This window comes from Natrinema sp. SYSU A 869, assembly GCF_019879105.1.
Lineage (GTDB): Archaea > Halobacteriota > Halobacteria > Halobacteriales > Natrialbaceae > Natrinema.
The window spans coordinates 2,426,125-2,441,815 of record NZ_CP082249.1 but is presented as its reverse complement, the minus strand read 5'-3'; the positions used below and the strand labels follow the sequence as shown (position 1 = coordinate 2,441,815).

Genomic DNA, 15,691 nt, shown 5'->3' with positions numbered 1-15,691 from the left:
CTTCGAGCAAGAATGCCAGTCGCCGACGAGGACGCGGACGAAGACAACCCCTATCTCCGGACTCCACCGACCGACTTCGCACCGGTCGAGGAACTCTCGGAGGCCGAAGCCGAGCGCCAGGTCGAACTGCTCCGGGAGGCCATCCGCGAACACGACCGCCGATACTACGTCGAGAGCGAGCCGCTCATCGCCGATCGGACCTACGATGCGCTCTTCGCTCGGTTGCGCGACCTCGAGGAAGCGTTCGATCTCTCCCATCCCGACAGCCCGACGCGGAGCGTCGGCGGCGAGCCGATCGAGGAGTTCGAGACGGTCGAACACGTTGCGCCAATGCTCTCGATCGACCAGAGCGGCGAGGTCGAAGACGTCCGCGAGTTCGCCGACCGGGTGCAGAGAGAAGTCGGGGATGTCCAGTATGTCTGCGAACCCAAGTTCGACGGCGTCTCCATGGAGTTCGTCTACGAAGAGGGCAGCCTCGAGCGCGCGGTCACCCGCGGGGACGGCCGCGAGGGCGACGACGTGACGCGGAACGCCCGCACCATCGGCTCCGTCCCGCAGCAACTCCACGGCGATTATCCCGACTTCCTCGCGGTCCGAGGCGAGGTCTACATGCCCAAGGACGCCTTTCAGGCGCACAACCGCGAGCGCATCGAGCGCGGCGAAGAGCCCTTCGCCAACCCTCGGAACGCCACCGCCGGTACTATCCGCCAGCTCGATCCCGCGGTCGTCGCCAAGCGCCCGCTCGCGGTCTTCTACTTCGACGTGCTCGCGGCCAGCGACCTTGAAGACTCCCATCGCGCTGAACTCGAGCGGTTCCCCGAATGGGGGCTGCGGGTTACCGACCACGTCGAACTCGCAGCCGACATCGACGAGGCCATCGACTACCGTGACCGGCTGCTCGAGGCCCGCGACGACCTAGACTACGAGATCGACGGCACCGTCATCAAGGTCGACGACCGCGAGGCCCGCGAGGAACTCGGCCGCACGGCTCGTCACGACCGCTACGCCTTCGCCTACAAGTTCCCGGCCCGCGCGGAGGTGACGCCCATCGTCGACGTCGCGGTCCAGGTCGGCCGAACGGGACGACTGACGCCCGTTGCCCTGCTCGAGCCGGTCGACGTCGGCGGCGTCACCGTCTCGCGAGCGAGCCTGCACAACCCGGAGGAGATCGCCGAGAAGGACGTCAATATCGGCGACACGGTCCGCGTCCAGCGCGCGGGCGACGTCATCCCCTATGTCGAGGAGGTCGTCGAGAAGGGCAGCGAGGGGCACTACGAGATGCCCAACACCTGTCCCGTCTGCGGGAGCCCCGTCGAGCGCGATGGTCCCATGGCCTTCTGTACCGGCGGACTGGGTTGTGATGCCCAACTCCGGCGCTCGATCGAGTACTACGCCAGCGACGACGGCCTCGACCTCGAGGGGCTCGGCGAGCAGAGCGTCCGCCAGCTCGTCAATGCGGGCCTACTCGAATCCGTCGCGGACCTCTACGAACTCGACGGCGAGGACCTGCTGGCCCTGGAGGGGTGGGGCGAGACCAGCGCCGAGAACCTGCTCGCAGAGATCGAAGCTAGCCGCGAACCGCCGCTGGCGGACTTCCTCTCCGCGCTGGGCATCCCCCACGTCGGTCCGACGACGGCCCGCGAACTCGCCCGCGAGTTCGGTACCTTCGAGGCGTTTCGCGAGGTCGCCGAAACCAAGCCCGAGCGACTTGAGGGCGTCGACGACGTCGGCGACACCGTCGCTGAGACGATCCACGAGTTCTTCACCAGCGAGGCGAACGCCGAGGTCGTCGACGGGGTGCTCGAGTATATCTCGCCCCAGGAGGTCGACATCGAGACCGGTGGCGACGAACTCGAGGGGGTCACGTTCGTCTTCACCGGCTCGCTCGAGGGGATGACCAGGGGCGACGCACAGGACCTCGTCGAGACTCACGGCGCAAACGCGACGGGGAGCGTTTCGGGCAATACGGACTACCTCGTCGCCGGCGACGATCCGGGCGCGACGAAACAGGACGACGCCCAAGATAACGACGTGCCGATCCTCGACGAGACCGAGTTCCGCGCGCTACTCGAGGAGAAGGGTCTCAGCCTCGAGTAAGCGTTATTCGACCCGAACGAGCCGAAATCAGAGATCGAACGGCCTGTTGAAGCGGCGCGGGCTATTTGATTCGGACGAGTCATTCGTTCCAATACTCCAGACAGGTCAGGTCGTCTCGGTGAACTCGTACGTACACTCGCAGTTCGAGCATCGATAGATCCGCTGTTCCGTTTTCGTCCGATACAGCCGTTTCAAGTACGTCTCGATACGGCTCATGTGGATCAGTAGCGTGCCAGCTACGGAGTCGAGCAGTCAGTGCCCGAGTAAAGCTTCGTAGATAGTATAGTTTATATTACAATATCAACGGAGATAATATGGCGATATTCGGACGGTCGATACCCGAATCGAAGCGACGAATGATGAAGTCACTCTCGCCGATCCCGCCACGAGAAGTGACGACGAAAACGGGATCACCTGCGACGGCTGAGAAACACGACAACGGCGATACCGGCAGCGACGACGCCGATCAACGTTGGGACGAGCCGTCCGGAGCCCCACTCCCAGCCGAGGACCTGCGTGCCGACGATCGCGACGAGCGCGACGGCAACGCCGATCGCCGTGACCAGTGAGGAGGAGGTTCGACCGAGTGAGAGTGCCATGATATATTGTCGTTCGTCCAACATAATAATTCGGGCGTCAGTTGCTCGGCGAACGCTCAGTCCGCCAGTCGACCGGCGATCACCGCGAGCGACTCGCGTCCCTGCACCTCCCCTCGAGGTCCGGCAGCGTCACGACCTCGAGGTCCGGAAACGTCGCCCGAACCTCCGCGAGCCGTTCCTCGTGGCGTTCCTGCCGTGACCGACAGCGCGGACAGCCCTCGTGGGGGTCCTCGAGCATGCGGTTCACGAGTAACCGTTCGACCGGCACGCCAGCCTCGCGAAGCCGCTCGACGAGCCGCCGGGTCTCCGAAATCGCCATCGATTCCGGGATGAGAACCACGCGAAACTCGGTCCGCTCGGGATCGACGAGTATCTCCCGAGCGCGCTCGAGACGTGCTTGAAATACCGCGAGGCTCTCCTCCTCGTCGCCATCATTGCCGGTCATCATCGACATCGGGCCGAGCATCGCCGTCTTGGCCGCGTTCCCGATCCGCTTGGCCTGTCCGCGAAGCGATCGGGCCGTCTCGAGTGCCAAGCCCATCACCTCGGGCATGTCGAACAGCCGCAGGGTGTGGCCCGTCGGCGCGGTGTCGAAGACGACGGTATCCCACTCCCCCGAGTCGACGTACTCGACCAGTAAATCGAGTGCTGCAATCTCGTCGCTGCCGGCCGGCGCACCCGTCGCGAAGAGCCGTTCGACCTCCTCATCGGACAGACGGATACCGGCACTCCGGAGGTCCGCGGCCAGCGCCCGCGCCAGTTTCTCGTAGCGCTCCCGCTGTGTCTCGGGGTCGATCTCGACGGCCCACAGGCTCCCCGCACGCTCCGATTCGTTTCCGAGTAGCTCGGCCCCCTCGAGTTCGGTCGGTTCCGATCCGATATCGGCCTCGAGCGAGTCTGACAGCGAGTGGGCTGGGTCGGTCGAGACGACGAGTGTCTCTCGACCGGCGGCGGCCAGCGAGAGGCCGGTCGCGACCGCACAGGTTGTCTTCCCGACACCGCCCTTGCCGCCGTAAAAGATGCAGTCGGTCACGGGCACGTCTACCACGGCTGGTGCGATAAAACGAGTTCCCGATCGAACGCCGCTTGCAGCAGTCGAACCGGAACGGTCCGCGATCAGATGTCGACGCGGTCGAATCGATAGAGGGCGATGGCGATCGGCACGGTGATCCAGAACAGCAGGATGACGAGGGAGAACCAGTCTTGCAGATAGAACGGGAGTCCGTTGGGGAAAGCGGCCTCGTTGAACGTCGTCCCGATGTTCTCGCCCGAGAGGCCACTGAACAGCGTGATGGTGTTCTGATACGCGTTCCCCGGATCGATCATATCGATGAAGAGGGCCCAGTCGGGCAATCGTTCCGGTTCGACTTGCTGTCCGGCGAAGTTCGTTGTCGTGTAGGAGACGCCCTCGATGTGTCCCCTGTTCATCAGGATGGTGAGCCCGCGCCGAAGCGAGTTCCAGACGATATAGAAGAGGACGAAGACGCCGAACATCGCCGCACCGGCCATCGTCGTCGATCGCGTCACCGAGGAGAGCGAAACGGCGATGGCCATGTACGCGAGTCCGTAGACGATCGTCATCGCCAGGAAGGCGATGTACGCGGGGAAGGAGAACTCGGTGACGGCGAACGCGACGGCGAACATCCCGATGAGGAAGCCGATGCCGAGCGACAGCGAGAGCACGGCCGTCCGGCCCAGCAGCTTGCCCACGAGGACGTCCTTCCGGGAGTGGGGCAGCGACAGTAAGACTTTGATGCTCCCCGTCTCGCGCTCGCCGGCGATGGACTTCCAGCCGAGTATGAGCGCGATCAGCGGGATGACGAGCTTACATACCTGACTGACGAGGGAGATGAAGCTGATCGTCGTGAATTCGTTCGGACTCGCCCACGAGAGAAAGCCCGCCAGCATCGCCATCAGCGTGAAGAAGAACACGCTCAGTCCCCAGAACAGCCACGACCTGATCGAGTCCTGAAAGTCCTTCTTCGCGACCGCACGCACGCTCTCGAGATTGATCGAACTCGACGCCGAGCCGCTCGCAGCCGTCGCGTCGGTGCCGGTTCCGGTCTCGGAGCTCATCGCGCGTGCACCTCCGCGTCCGTCGTGTACGACTGGAAGACGTCATCGAGCGACGCCTCGGTGGTGGAGAAGTCCTGCACCTCGATGCCGTGGTCCTCGAGTGCAGAGAGAACGGCGGTCTTCGAGCCGTCGACCGTGACGATGATCGTCGGCGGGTTCTGATCCTCGACGGTGGCGTCGCTGACGTCGGGCAGCGAGCGGATCGCCTGCATGGCGTCGTCGTCGATCCGGTCGACAGTGACGCGCAGCGTTGTGCCGCCCTCAACGGAGTCGCGCAGCCCTTCGACGGAGTCAACGGCGACCATCTCGCCGTCGCGCAGAATGCCGACGCGGTCACAGACCGCCTCGACCTGCTCCATGATGTGACTCGAGAAGAAGACGGTCGCGCCGCGTTCGTTCTCCTCGCGGACGATGTCGCGCATCTCGCGGGCCCCGTTGGGGTCGAGGCCGGTGGAGGGCTCGTCTAAGATCAGCAGGTCGGGTTCGCCGACTAGCGACATCGCGAGCATGAGTCGCTGGGCCATCCCCTTCGAGTAGCCGCCGGCTTTCTTGTCGATCGCGTCGACGAGGCCGACTCGCTCGAGCAGCCGTTCGGGGTCAGCGTCGGCGTGTTTGGACTCGATGGCGAACTCGAGGTGTTGGCGGGCGGTCAGGCGGTCGTACAGTTGCACGCCTTCGGGGAGGACGCCAGTTCGTTGCCGTATCGCTCGGCTGTGTTGCTGGGCGTCCATTCCGAGGACGCTGACCTCGCCCGCCGTCGGACGGGCGAAATCGAGAACGATGTTGATCGTCGTCGACTTGCCAGCACCGTTGGGACCAAGGAAGCCGAACACTTCGCCCTCTTCGACCTGAAAGGAGAGGTCGTCGAGCGCGAGGGTCTGACCGAAGGATTTGGTCAGATTGTCGACTGTGATAGCAGGCATAGCTGTGTGGTCGCAGCGTTGCCCGAAAAGGTTTGTGACATCACCGCTATAGGCGAGGGCACCGAAATACCCCGTTTCGACGCCGGAGGATCGTTATTTCCCTCTTATAGATTGTGGATAAAAGCCTATATCGGATCGTCAGGGTCATACCGTTCGGCGGTCCGGTCGACTTCCTGGGCGTAGCGCTCCCGGGTCTCCTCGTCGGAGACTGGCTCGAGTTCGTCGTCGGGAATCTCGGTGGCTGCGGTGACTGCGGCACCGGTTTGCAGCGACGTCGAGGATCGTTCCCGTTGCTGGTAGCGCGAGCCGTCGGGCGTCGCGTAGACGATCGTCACGAGGTTGCGGTCGTCGAACGTTCGTTCGGCTAGCCAGCACTGGACCGTCGAGTCACTCATACGCAGCGTGTTGGCGGTCGAGCACCGAGAAGGTACCGAGTCAATTCCGCGAGAAGGCGGCCCTTACTCGCTCGAACGAGCCCCGACGTACTTGGGGGCTGGCGTCGGAGGTGTGACGACTACCGATGGCCAAAACCCGACGCGAGCGTGTCGAGCAGTGGCGCGACCACGTCGACGAACTGTGCCACGACGGGGAACGCGTCGAACACCGTACGGACCTCGAGGACGCGACCGTCGCCGTCACGAACCAGCGCGTTCTGGCGCTGACAGCCGGCTCGAGCGACGGGAACTTTCGCTGTGTCGACCGGCCGAATGTCGGGACCGTTACCATCGAGACGAGCGAGCGATTGAGCCACCTCTGTGCGGGGATCGCCGCCGCGTTCGTCAGCGTCGTTGTCCTCGAGGTAGCGACGGACGTCAGCGTCGCGACGCTGGTCCCGGGCGTCGACCTCGAGGGCATCAGTTCGGTTCCGGGGGCGGACGTCCTGACGCGCCTCTCTGAAATCACGCTCGGGGTCGTCGAGACCGCCCTCGTGCTGGTCGAGTGGGGCGTGCTCCTGATCGGCGTCGCCGCGCTCGCGATCGCCGCCGCCCTCGTCGGCTCCTATCTGCGATCGCGCTCGCGGCGGCTCGTGCTCCGGGTGAGCGGTGGAAACGACCTCGTGCTTCCGATCGGCGACGCCGACCTAGATGATGGGACGGTCGCCGATCTCGAGCAGGCGATTCGACCGGGATCGGCCACGGTGATCGCGGAGACGACCGAGAGCGACAGTAACGGACCGACCGCTGAACGGGCCGGGGCCGAGGAGTCAGGCTGAAACCTCCTGACTCCGTAGGTCGGTCGATGAACGCCGATGGGGTTCGTGAGCGTGGCGGGTCGTTGCCTCGCGAGCCGGGGATCTACCAGTTTCGCGAGGGAGATACCACCCTTTACGTCGGAAAAGCGGTCGAGCTGCGTGACCGTGTTCGGTCCTATGCCGATCCGCGCAGTGCGCGGATTCGCCGGATGGTCGATCGCGCCGACGATATCGAGATCGCCGTCACCGACACTGAGACACAGGCGCTGTTGCTCGAGGCGAACCTGATCAAGCGCCACCAGCCCCGCTACAACGTCCGGCTCAAGGACGACAAGTCGTATCCGATGGTGCAGCTGACGGCCCACGACGCCCCGCGGATCGAGATCACGCGGGATCCGGACGGCGAGGTGCAAGGTGACTCGACTGCGAGTAGCGCGGAACGACGTTCCGCGGACCATTCGAGCGGGCCGACTGTCTTCGGCCCCTATACCAGCAAGACACAGGTCGAAACCGTCGTGAAGGCGCTCCGGGAGACGTACGGCGTCCGGGGCTGTTCGGACCACAAGTACGCGGGCCGCGACCGGCCGTGTCTGGACTACGAGATGGGGCTCTGTACCGCGCCCTGTACCCGCGAGATCGACCTCGAGAGCTACGGCGAGGACGTTACCGCGGTCGAGCGCTTCCTCGAGGGCGAGACCGGTATCCTCGCCGATCCGCTGCGACGTGAGATGGAGGCCGCAGCCGAGGAGCAGAACTTCGAGCGCGCGGCGAACCTGCGGGACCGCCTCGAGACCGTCGAGGCCTTCCACGGCGAGGGCGGCGAGGCGGTCCAGTCGATCGGCGACGAGCGGGGCGTCGACGTCCTCGGTGTCGCCATCGAGGGCGAGGACGCGACCGTCGCCCGGCTGCGTGCGGAGGACGGCAAACTGGTCGACCGGGACCGACACACGCTCGAGGCACCCGGCTCCGCGGGGGACGGCATCGCCGGCGAGACGGACGGCGTCCCCAGCGTCCTCGCCGCCTTCATCGTCCAGTACTACGCCGAACGCGACCTCCCCGACGCCCTCCTGTTACCTGAACGCCACGGCGGCGAAGAGGTCGCCGCCTGGCTCGAGGCCGAGGGCGTCTCCGTCCGCGTCCCGGGCGCGGGTCGGGAAGCCAAACTCGTCGAACTCGCCCTGAAGAACGCCCGGCGCAACGTCGGTCGGCGCGACGAGTGTGGCATGCTCGCCGACGCCCTCGAGATCGAGTCGGCCCGGCGGATCGAGGGATTCGACGTGAGCCACGCGCAGGGGAAAGCAGCAGTCGGCAGCGATGTCACCTTCGTTGACGGCAGCGCCGAGAAAGCAGACTATCGGCGGAAAAAGCTCACCGACCAGAACGACGACTACGACAACATGCGGGCCTTACTCGAGTGGCGCGCGCGCCGCGCCGTCGAAGATCGAGACGACCGGCCCAACCCTGATCTGTTGCTGATCGACGGTGGCGAGGGCCAACTCGAGGCCGCCCGCGACGCGCTGTCCGCGGTCGGCTGGGACGTGCCGGCGGTCGCGCTGGCGAAGGCTGAGGAGCGCGTGGTCACGCCCGACCGGACGTTCTCGTGGCCCAGTGATGCGCCGCACTTGCATCTCCTCCAACGCGTGCGCGACGAGGCCCACCGTTTTGCGGTGCAGTACCACCAGACCGTCCGCGATGAGGTTAAGACGGTGTTAGACGACGTACAGGGGATCGGCCCCGAGACGCGAAAGCGACTGCTTGGCCGCTTCGGCAGCGTCACGAACGTCCGCGAGGCGAGCCTCGAGGACCTCCGGAGCATCGAGGGGATCGGCGAGAAGACGGCGGAGACGATCAAATCACGACTCTAACGCGTTTTCGATGGCGACACAGACGTCGACCGTTACTTCCATCCGAACGGCTCATTCACTCGAGCGTACAGAAGTGACTTATTCTACATCGTTGGTGGCACAGATATGAACGACGAGTTAACCCGGAGACATCTTCTCGGCGCCTCCGGCGCGGTCGCAATCGCTGGCTGTCTCGACGCGGACGATTCGGGCGAGGCGAACAGCCAGGGGCAGGTCGAACCGACCGACGAGACGACGGGCGACGACGCGGAGACGACGAACGAGTCGACCGCGAACGAGACGGACGCCGTCGCGGAAACGGTTCACGAGGACTACGAGACGACCGAGGTCCGGGCCGTGACGACGGACGGCGACGAACTTGGGACGGTGACGGCGGCGATTGCCGACACGGACGACCTCCGGTATCTCGGACTCAGTGACACTGATGAACTGCCGTCCGACCGCGGTATGTTGTTCGTCTACGAGTCGGTCGAGGAGCGCACCTTCGTCATGCGGGAGATGGACTTCGGCATCGACATCGTGTACGCCGACGGAGACGGAACGGTCACCGGCATCCATCACGCGCCGGCACCGGGTCCGGACGAGGACGGAGACGATCAGCGCTACCCCGGTCGGGGACAGTACGTGCTCGAGGTCGGTTACGAGTGGACGAGCGATCACGGCGTCAGCGAGGGGGACGTCCTGGATTTCGATCTCGAGGAGTGACCGATACCGCCGGCGGGACGTCGTATTCCGACCGTTGCGAAAGCAAGGACAGGGCTATCCCTCGTACCGATCCTATGTTACGGCATGTCAAACGACGACGACCTCGACGACCTGCTCGACGAACTCGACAGCCAGGGCGACCTCGAGACCTCCCAACAAGTCCTGTCGGTCCGGACGGAGAGTCGTCGGTACGACAAGCCGGTGACGATCGTCGAGGGCTTCGACCTCGAGTCGGACGAGATCAAATCGATTGCGTCTGACCTCAAGAGTTCGATGGGAACGGGCGGGACCGTCGACGAGGGCCGGATCGAACTGCAGGGCGACCACCGGGATCGGGTGCCTGACCTCCTTCGCGAGCGGGGATTCGACGTTCGGGAGTGAACGAGGGTCCGATGTTCGCGAGGGGAGGGGTCGAGGGACCCAACTTCGGGGCCGCTCCGGACGACCCGCTCGCCCGGCCGCTCGAATACCGCTCGCCGTCGGATTCCTCGACCTCGTGTCAGCGAGTTATTTATGCATCACGTTCAATAATGAGGTATGAACGTTCGATCTGCGACAGCCGACGACTTCAAGGCGATCACGGCCGTCGCTCGCGCCACCTGGCACGACACCTACAATGAACTCGAGGCAGCCGTGATCGACCGGACCGTCGACAACTGGTACACCGACGACTCGATGCCGCTCGAGGCCCCCGGGACCATCGTCCTCGTCGCCGAGGATGAGGGGACGGTCGTCGGCTTCACACACGCGGTCGCGCAGGGCGAGACCGCCGACATTCTCCGGATGTACGTCCACCCCGAACAGCAGGGCGAGGGGATCGGTTCGGCGCTCCACGGGCGGCTGATGGCGGAACTCGAGGCGGCCAACGCCGAGCGCGTCCGCTCGTTCGACTTCGCGTTCAACGACGCCAGCCGCGCCTTCTACGAAGGGCTGGGCTTCGAGCAGACCGACGAGGGCGAGGTCGAGATCGACGGTGAGTACTACCCCGAAGCGGTCTATACGCTCGAACTGTAGGCCGCGCCTACCGGAGACCGGCCGGGCCTCACTGAGACGGTGGAAAAGCTTTGTTACTCGCTATCGTAGCTTGCGGTATGGAGATCAGACCGGCTACCCTCGAGGACCGCGAGCGCATCAGGACCGTCGCCCGCGAGACGTGGCACGACACCTACGACGAGCTCGACGCTGAGACCATCGACCGGACGATCGACGAGTGGTACGGCGACGAAGCCCTCGAGACGGCGCTGTCGAAACCGGGAACCGCCTTCCTCGTCGCGGAGCGCGACGGCGAAATCGTCGGCTTCACCCACGGCGTCGTCGCCGAAGACGAGGGCGACGTGCTCCGCATGTCCGTCCACCCCGACCACCAGGGCGAGGGGATCGGGACGGCACTATACGAGCACTTACGCGAGGACCTGCAGGACTTCAACATGGAGCGGATGCGTGCGATCGACCTCGCGTCGAACGACGGCGGTCGGGAGTTCTATGAGGGCCACGGGTTCGAACCGACCGACGAGGACGACGTCGAGATCGGCGGCGAGCAGCGACGGGAAGTGGTCTACACGCTCGAGTTGTGACCCGACACGCCACTGCTCGGTGAAAGTCGGTATACTCGAGTGCAAGCGATCGACCGTCGAACGACCTTGACCTTGCAAATTCATAGCGCGGACGCAAGTTGACGGCCGGTGAGTTGCACTGTAGCACGATGGGGACGAAAACGCCGAGTGAGGCCGACATCTTGCGGCCGATCGGAGCAGTGTCGAAAACGTACTTCATCCTGGTTGGGGTGGCAGGGTTGGCGTTCGTCGCCTTCCTGATCGGCTGGGCCTACCAACTGCAGCAAGGGTTAGCCGTTACTGCCCTCGGTGACTGGGGCAGCGGCGGCGGCGCGACCTGGGGCGTGTACATCGGTGCGTTCATCTGGTGGGTGGGTATCGCCCACGGCGGGATCATCCTCTCAGCGGCGGTCAGACTCCTCGGGATGGACCGGTACATGCCCGTGGCGCGACTCGCCGAGTTGCTGACCATCGGCGGACTCTCCGCGGCGGGCTTTTACATCATCGTCCACCTCGGGCGGCCGGATCGGATGGTCACGAGCGTCATCAGCCACTATCACGTCACGGTTCACGCCTCGCCGCTGGTGTGGGACGTGACCGTCATCACGGCCTACTTCGTGCTGACGGCGACCTACCTCTCACTGACGCTGCGCTATGACATCAGCCGACTGCGCGATCAGTTACCGGACCGCCTCGGTCCGCTGTACAGCGCCATGACGATCGGCTACACCGAGACGGAGGACCGCGTCGTCGAGCGGATGGTCTGGTGGCTTGCGCTGGCGATCATCATCATGGCTCCACTGTTGCTCCACGGCGGGGTCATTCCGTGGCTGTTTTCGGTGCTCCCGACGATGCCGACCTGGTTCGGCGGCGTCCAGGGGCCGCAGTTCCTCACCATCGCGCTCACCTCGGCTATCAGCGGCGTGATCATCCTCGCCTATTCGTTCCGGCACGCCTACGACTGGGACCACATCTTCACCGACGACATCTTCCGCGGGTTGCTCCTATGGCTGGGCTTCTTCTGTCTACTCTTCCTGTGGCTACAGCTCCAGCAGAACATCACCGGGCTGTTCGTGGCCCCAGTCGACCTGACCCACGCCGCCGTCGCCAGAGCCACCAACCCGATCTACCTCACCTCGATGTCGCTGGTCTTCCTGACGCTGTCGTACATCTTCGCCCAGTCGATCCGGCCGACCCTGTTCACCAAGAAGCGGGCCGTCGTCTCCGGCCTCGCTGTCCTCACTGCGACGATCATGGAGAAGGTGCTGTTCGTCGTCGAGGGGTTCCTTCACCCTACCTTCGACATCTACCACGCGACGCCTGGCCGCTACGTCCCGAGTCTGATCGAACTCCTGTCGATCATCGGGACCATCGGGATGGTGACGCTCCTCTTCCTCACCGTGGCCAAGATCTTCCCGGTGGTCGAACTTCACGCGATCGAACACCTGCGAGACGATCACGAGTAGCGACGGGCGGACCTCCGCTTTGCGACGATTCCGGCTCGAGCGAGCCCGCGGAGGACCTGCTCAGTCCGTTTTGCTCGAGCCCCCTGCCGTCGGGACTGTAGTGTCAGGACTCGGTCTCCCGCTTACGGTTCCCTTCGGACGACCGCTCTGCCCCGATTCGGTTCCAGATTGTCGCCACCAGCAGATATTTACCCAATGGTGCTAATCCTATTTTTAGAGATGTCTAATCTTCGGTTCGGCCGGTCCCAATCCCCGGGTGACGCCCCTTGAACGAACTCTTCACGGTCCTCCTCGAGTCGCTGCGAGACGGCTACGTACAGGTGAGCGCGTTCGTCGCCGTCACGGTACTGGCGTTCGGACTGCTCCAGTACTGGACCGACGGTGCGGTAATCGGGGCGATCGAGGGCAACGAGCGTCTGCAGGTACTATTCGGCGGCCTGCTCGGGCTGACGCCCGGCTGTGGCGGTGCGATCGTGGTGATGCCGCTGTACGTCCGCGGCACGGTCAGTTTCGGGACCGTGGTCGCGACACTGGGTGCAACCGCCGGCGATTCGGCCTTCGTCATCCTCGCGCTCGCGCCCGAAGCCGCGCTGTATGCTTACGCCATCGCCTTCGCAGCCTCGGTCGCGACCGGCTACCTCGTCGACTCGGTCGGGCTGGGTGTCTCCCGCGTCGACGCCGCCGTCGCGCAGCTCTCGCCCGCCGCGACGCCCGACGGCGGCACTGTCGTCAACGGCGGGGTCGGGCCGAACCCGGCCCACGACTACGGCGGCCCGGCTCCGACACACGCTCACGAGACCGGCCCGGATCACCACTCTCGAGTGCTCACCCCGCTCTCGCACCTCGCACACGTTGTGTGGTGGGTCACCGCCGTCGCAGGACTTGTCCTCGGCAGCCTCTACCTGCTCCGCGGCGGCCCCGAGGTCGCGCTGGCCGCTGACCTCGGCTTCGACGGGCTGTTTACGATCACCGGCATCGTCGGCGCGGTGCTATCGCTGTACCTCTACGCGGTCGGCCGTCACTACGTCGGCGAGGGGAGATCGCCCGCGCTCGAGACTCCTTCGGATCGGTGTACGATACGCTCACCCACGCGGCGATGGAGACCAGTTTCGTCACCGTCTGGGTGCTCGTGGCTTTTCTCGTCTACGAGTACGTCGTCCTCCTCAGCGGGGTGAACGTCGCGACCCTCGCGGCAACAGCGGGCGTACTCGCCCCGATCGGCGGCGCGGTCGTCGGCCTGATCCCCGGCTGTGGCCCCCAGATCCTGCTGGCAAGCGTCTACGCCGAGGGCGGCCTGCCCTTTTCGGCGCTGTCGGCCAACGCGATCGCCCAGGATGGCGACGCCCTGTTCCCGCTGCTGGCCGTCGACGCCAAGGCGGCGATCGTCGCGACGATCTACAACTTCCTGCCCGCCGTCGTCGTCGGCGTCGCGCTCCACTTCCTGTGGGGCCCGGTCTTCGGGATGGCGGAGTTCGGGTTCGGCGTGCTGTGATATCCCGTCGATTTCAATTATTCTCGTATCTCGAGCCACTTGCAATAGTTTCCGTCCCGTCCCAAGTAGCGAGACGTGCTTCAAGCCGGAAGGCTTCAAAAGCCATATTGGGTACCTCTCTCGGGAGAGAAACGTCTCACACGACAGTGGACTCACTCCCAACGACCAGCTAGCGGACGCTGGAGGTTATCGAATCCCCTCCTCCTCCTCGAGGACCCGTTCAGCTTCTGTGAGTGCCGCATCGATCTCCTGGAACCACTCGGTGTCCGTCAAATCGTCGTTGACTGACAGCGCCTCGTCGACCCACCATCGAATGGTCGTGTAGATTTCCTCGACGAGAGCAGTGCGGTCGACGAGATCCGGCGAATCATCTCGGCTCTCTCGCGGCACCCCATCAATGTGGAAGTACACGCCGACGGCGTCGTTCCCCGGAACCGGTGTGAACTCGAGTTCCCCCATATCGAACGCTGCAGCACACTCCTCGTTCTCGAGAATCGCAACCATACATCGGAGGAGATCAGGGAACACTTCGTTCGGAAGGCTCGCATCGTGCCAGACCCGGTCCTCTCCTCCTTCAATTCCACCGGGGTGTATTCGAAGGCTGGTAGATGGCATCTGCGCTTTCTTTAGGTCATCGGTCCCCGGAGATTGCATTTCGAGTTCGATCTGACTATATTTGTCTCCCATGATTTCACCCCTGATGTCTCCAGCCAACGTCGTTCTGACTGATGTACTTCCAGACTGCTGGCCCCTTTTTCGGATATGCAGTCCGGACGTTACCGTTTCTAATTATGACTTCAATATCTGAAACGCCTGTTCTATCGACGAAACTTTGATCGAAGTCGCTGTATCTGAACGAGTCCTGTGGAGTCGTTTCTGTGTCTTCAAGAGCTTTGTAGATGGCTTCACTGATGTCTTTTTCCGACATCGAGTTCGGGATTGGCTGCGTTTTTGAGTCGAAATCCTGACCCATCGGCCAGAACGTAGTTGCATCTTTCTTCTCCATCAACTTACCATCGATATGACGTGCTTCCAGATAGGTCCACCCATAGTCTGTTCCGCCAGTATTCGGGTCGAAGACACCTCGCTCGAGCCAACGGATATTCCCATCGTCATCGGTGACGGCGAGTCGAGTTGTGCTCAGATCGTAACCTTGTTCCGGGATTTCGAGGAGATTATTTGCTTGAATGGTGTCCTCGATTAATGGATTATCGGCTTTCGTTTCGAGCACCCCCATCATCCGCTGGGCGTCGGCCTGGTCCATGTCGCCGCTGTCCAGCAGTTCGTTCATTCGGCGGAGATGATCGGCCTCGAGGTCGCCCTCACCGTAGCGGACGAGCATCCGAGTAGCGGTCGCATCGTCGACCGTCCCGAGCGCCTGCCGGCTGTCGGCGTCGGTGTCCTTGAGGAACTGATTGGCATCGAATGAGTCGCTGCGGCTGTCGACGGCTGTCAGTTGCTCGCGGAGGTCTTCGCCGATATCGCCGCACCCGCCCGCCGGTCCGACGCCGGCCCCGACGGGCATCGACAGCGACTGGCGGCGACACGGCGTCCCCAGGAAGTCGTCGCGCACCTCGGGATCGAGGTCGTCGACCAACCTCGCCCCGTCGTCACCGGTCCGCGCGAGGTACTCGCCTAACCGCTGCTGCCGTGCCTCGGGCATCGCGTCGACGTCGGCGTCCATCGCACGTTGATGACGCCAGAGCCGGAACGCACTACCAGC

14 protein-coding genes and 2 pseudogenes are annotated in these 15,691 nt (G+C 64.1%); 9 read left to right on the top strand and 7 right to left on the bottom strand.

The annotated features are described in order from the left end of the window. Positions 1-12: 12 nt before the first annotated feature. A complete protein-coding gene (ligA, locus tag K6I40_RS20235; protein ID WP_222915941.1) occupies positions 13-2,097 on the top strand; it encodes an NAD-dependent DNA ligase LigA in 2,085 nt (694 codons plus the stop codon). 410 nt (positions 2,098-2,507) lie between these two features. Here ligA and K6I40_RS20230 read toward each other — a convergent pair whose 3' ends face one another. The 5 genes and pseudogenes from K6I40_RS20230 to K6I40_RS20210 form a co-directional block, all read right to left on the bottom strand. Beyond that, positions 2,508-2,696, bottom strand: a complete 189-nt coding sequence (locus tag K6I40_RS20230) for a multidrug transporter (RefSeq protein ID WP_222915939.1) — start codon at positions 2,694-2,696, stop codon at positions 2,508-2,510. Positions 2,697-2,752: 56 nt separating this feature from the next. Continuing rightward, positions 2,753-3,729 (bottom strand): annotated as a pseudogene (locus tag K6I40_RS20225) (TRC40/GET3/ArsA family transport-energizing ATPase). 83 nt (positions 3,730-3,812) lie between these two features. Next, positions 3,813-4,772: an ABC transporter permease gene (locus tag K6I40_RS20220; protein ID WP_222915937.1), complete on the bottom strand. Its 960-nt coding sequence runs from the start codon at positions 4,770-4,772 to the stop codon at positions 3,813-3,815. Then, the gene (locus K6I40_RS20215; protein WP_222915935.1) at positions 4,769-5,695 is read right to left on the bottom strand and encodes an ABC transporter ATP-binding protein; all 927 of its coding nucleotides are present in this window, start codon (positions 5,693-5,695) and stop codon (positions 4,769-4,771) included. The genes K6I40_RS20220 and K6I40_RS20215 overlap by 4 nt, the downstream gene beginning before the upstream one ends. A gap of 125 nt (positions 5,696-5,820) precedes the next feature. Then, the gene (locus K6I40_RS20210) at positions 5,821-6,090 is read right to left on the bottom strand and encodes a hypothetical protein (protein ID WP_222915933.1); all 270 of its coding nucleotides are present in this window, start codon (positions 6,088-6,090) and stop codon (positions 5,821-5,823) included. Between the two features lie 125 nt (positions 6,091-6,215). Here K6I40_RS20210 and K6I40_RS20205 point away from each other — a divergent pair, with 125 nt between their 5' ends. The 8 genes and pseudogenes from K6I40_RS20205 (at position 6,216) to K6I40_RS20170 (ending at position 13,968) form a co-directional block, all read left to right on the top strand. Continuing rightward, complete coding sequence (locus K6I40_RS20205; RefSeq protein ID WP_255681806.1) at positions 6,216-6,908, top strand: hypothetical protein; 693 nt, start codon at positions 6,216-6,218, stop codon at positions 6,906-6,908. Between the two features lie 26 nt (positions 6,909-6,934). Then, positions 6,935-8,752, top strand: a complete 1,818-nt coding sequence (locus tag K6I40_RS20200; protein ID WP_222915931.1) for an excinuclease ABC subunit C — start codon at positions 6,935-6,937, stop codon at positions 8,750-8,752. Between the two features lie 105 nt (positions 8,753-8,857). Then, entirely contained in the window at positions 8,858-9,457 is a 600-nt protein-coding gene (locus K6I40_RS20195; RefSeq protein ID WP_222915929.1) for a DUF192 domain-containing protein, read from the top strand. An 84-nt stretch (positions 9,458-9,541) separates the two neighbouring features. After that, on the top strand, positions 9,542-9,838 hold the full coding sequence (locus tag K6I40_RS20190) for a translation initiation factor (protein WP_222915927.1): 297 nt from the start codon (positions 9,542-9,544) through the stop codon (positions 9,836-9,838). A gap of 156 nt (positions 9,839-9,994) precedes the next feature. Further along, positions 9,995-10,471 (top strand): GNAT family N-acetyltransferase, encoded by a 477-nt coding sequence (locus K6I40_RS20185; protein WP_222915925.1) that lies wholly within the window; start codon positions 9,995-9,997, stop codon positions 10,469-10,471. Positions 10,472-10,548: 77 nt separating this feature from the next. Further along, positions 10,549-11,031 carry a GNAT family N-acetyltransferase gene (locus K6I40_RS20180; RefSeq protein WP_222915923.1) on the top strand — a complete coding sequence of 161 codons (483 nt, stop codon included), beginning with the start codon at positions 10,549-10,551 and terminating at the stop codon, positions 11,029-11,031. A gap of 128 nt (positions 11,032-11,159) precedes the next feature. Next, positions 11,160-12,476: an NrfD/PsrC family molybdoenzyme membrane anchor subunit gene (gene nrfD, locus K6I40_RS20175; protein WP_222915921.1), complete on the top strand. Its 1,317-nt coding sequence runs from the start codon at positions 11,160-11,162 to the stop codon at positions 12,474-12,476. A gap of 266 nt (positions 12,477-12,742) precedes the next feature. Continuing rightward, positions 12,743-13,968, top strand: a pseudogene (locus tag K6I40_RS20170) (putative manganese transporter). Between the two features lie 186 nt (positions 13,969-14,154). Here the strand turns inward: K6I40_RS20170 and K6I40_RS20165 are convergent. Together K6I40_RS20165 and K6I40_RS20160 are read right to left on the bottom strand one after the other, a co-directional pair. Beyond that, positions 14,155-14,655, bottom strand: a complete 501-nt coding sequence (locus K6I40_RS20165) for a hypothetical protein (RefSeq protein WP_222915918.1) — start codon at positions 14,653-14,655, stop codon at positions 14,155-14,157. Positions 14,656-14,659: 4 nt separating this feature from the next. Further along, positions 14,660-15,652, bottom strand: a complete 993-nt coding sequence (locus K6I40_RS20160) for a hypothetical protein (protein ID WP_222915916.1) — start codon at positions 15,650-15,652, stop codon at positions 14,660-14,662. Between the last annotated feature and the right edge of the window lie 39 nt (positions 15,653-15,691).

What these genes read in the sequence shown, in the direction of transcription:
- K6I40_RS20230 (WP_222915939.1), bottom strand. Translation starts at nt 2,696, where the DNA reads ATGGCACTCTCACTCGGTCGAACCTCCTCCTCACTGGTCACGGCGATC.
- K6I40_RS20220 (WP_222915937.1), bottom strand. Translation starts at nt 4,772, where the DNA reads ATGAGCTCCGAGACCGGAACCGGCACCGACGCGACGGCTGCGAGCGGC.
- K6I40_RS20180 (WP_222915923.1), top strand. Translation starts at nt 10,549, where the DNA reads ATGGAGATCAGACCGGCTACCCTCGAGGACCGCGAGCGCATCAGGACC.
- K6I40_RS20205 (WP_255681806.1), top strand. Translation starts at nt 6,216, where the DNA reads ATGGCCAAAACCCGACGCGAGCGTGTCGAGCAGTGGCGCGACCACGTC.
- K6I40_RS20190 (WP_222915927.1), top strand. Translation starts at nt 9,542, where the DNA reads ATGTCAAACGACGACGACCTCGACGACCTGCTCGACGAACTCGACAGC.
- K6I40_RS20210 (WP_222915933.1), bottom strand. Translation starts at nt 6,090, where the DNA reads ATGAGTGACTCGACGGTCCAGTGCTGGCTAGCCGAACGAACGTTCGAC.
- K6I40_RS20185 (WP_222915925.1), top strand. Translation starts at nt 9,995, where the DNA reads ATGAACGTTCGATCTGCGACAGCCGACGACTTCAAGGCGATCACGGCC.
- K6I40_RS20215 (WP_222915935.1), bottom strand. Translation starts at nt 5,695, where the DNA reads ATGCCTGCTATCACAGTCGACAATCTGACCAAATCCTTCGGTCAGACC.
- ligA (WP_222915941.1), top strand. Translation starts at nt 13, where the DNA reads ATGCCAGTCGCCGACGAGGACGCGGACGAAGACAACCCCTATCTCCGG.
- K6I40_RS20165 (WP_222915918.1), bottom strand. Translation starts at nt 14,655, where the DNA reads ATGGGAGACAAATATAGTCAGATCGAACTCGAAATGCAATCTCCGGGG.
- K6I40_RS20160 (WP_222915916.1), bottom strand. Translation starts at nt 15,652, where the DNA reads ATGGACGCCGACGTCGACGCGATGCCCGAGGCACGGCAGCAGCGGTTA.
- K6I40_RS20195 (WP_222915929.1), top strand. Translation starts at nt 8,858, where the DNA reads ATGAACGACGAGTTAACCCGGAGACATCTTCTCGGCGCCTCCGGCGCG.
- K6I40_RS20200 (WP_222915931.1), top strand. Translation starts at nt 6,935, where the DNA reads ATGAACGCCGATGGGGTTCGTGAGCGTGGCGGGTCGTTGCCTCGCGAG.
- nrfD (WP_222915921.1), top strand. Translation starts at nt 11,160, where the DNA reads ATGGGGACGAAAACGCCGAGTGAGGCCGACATCTTGCGGCCGATCGGA.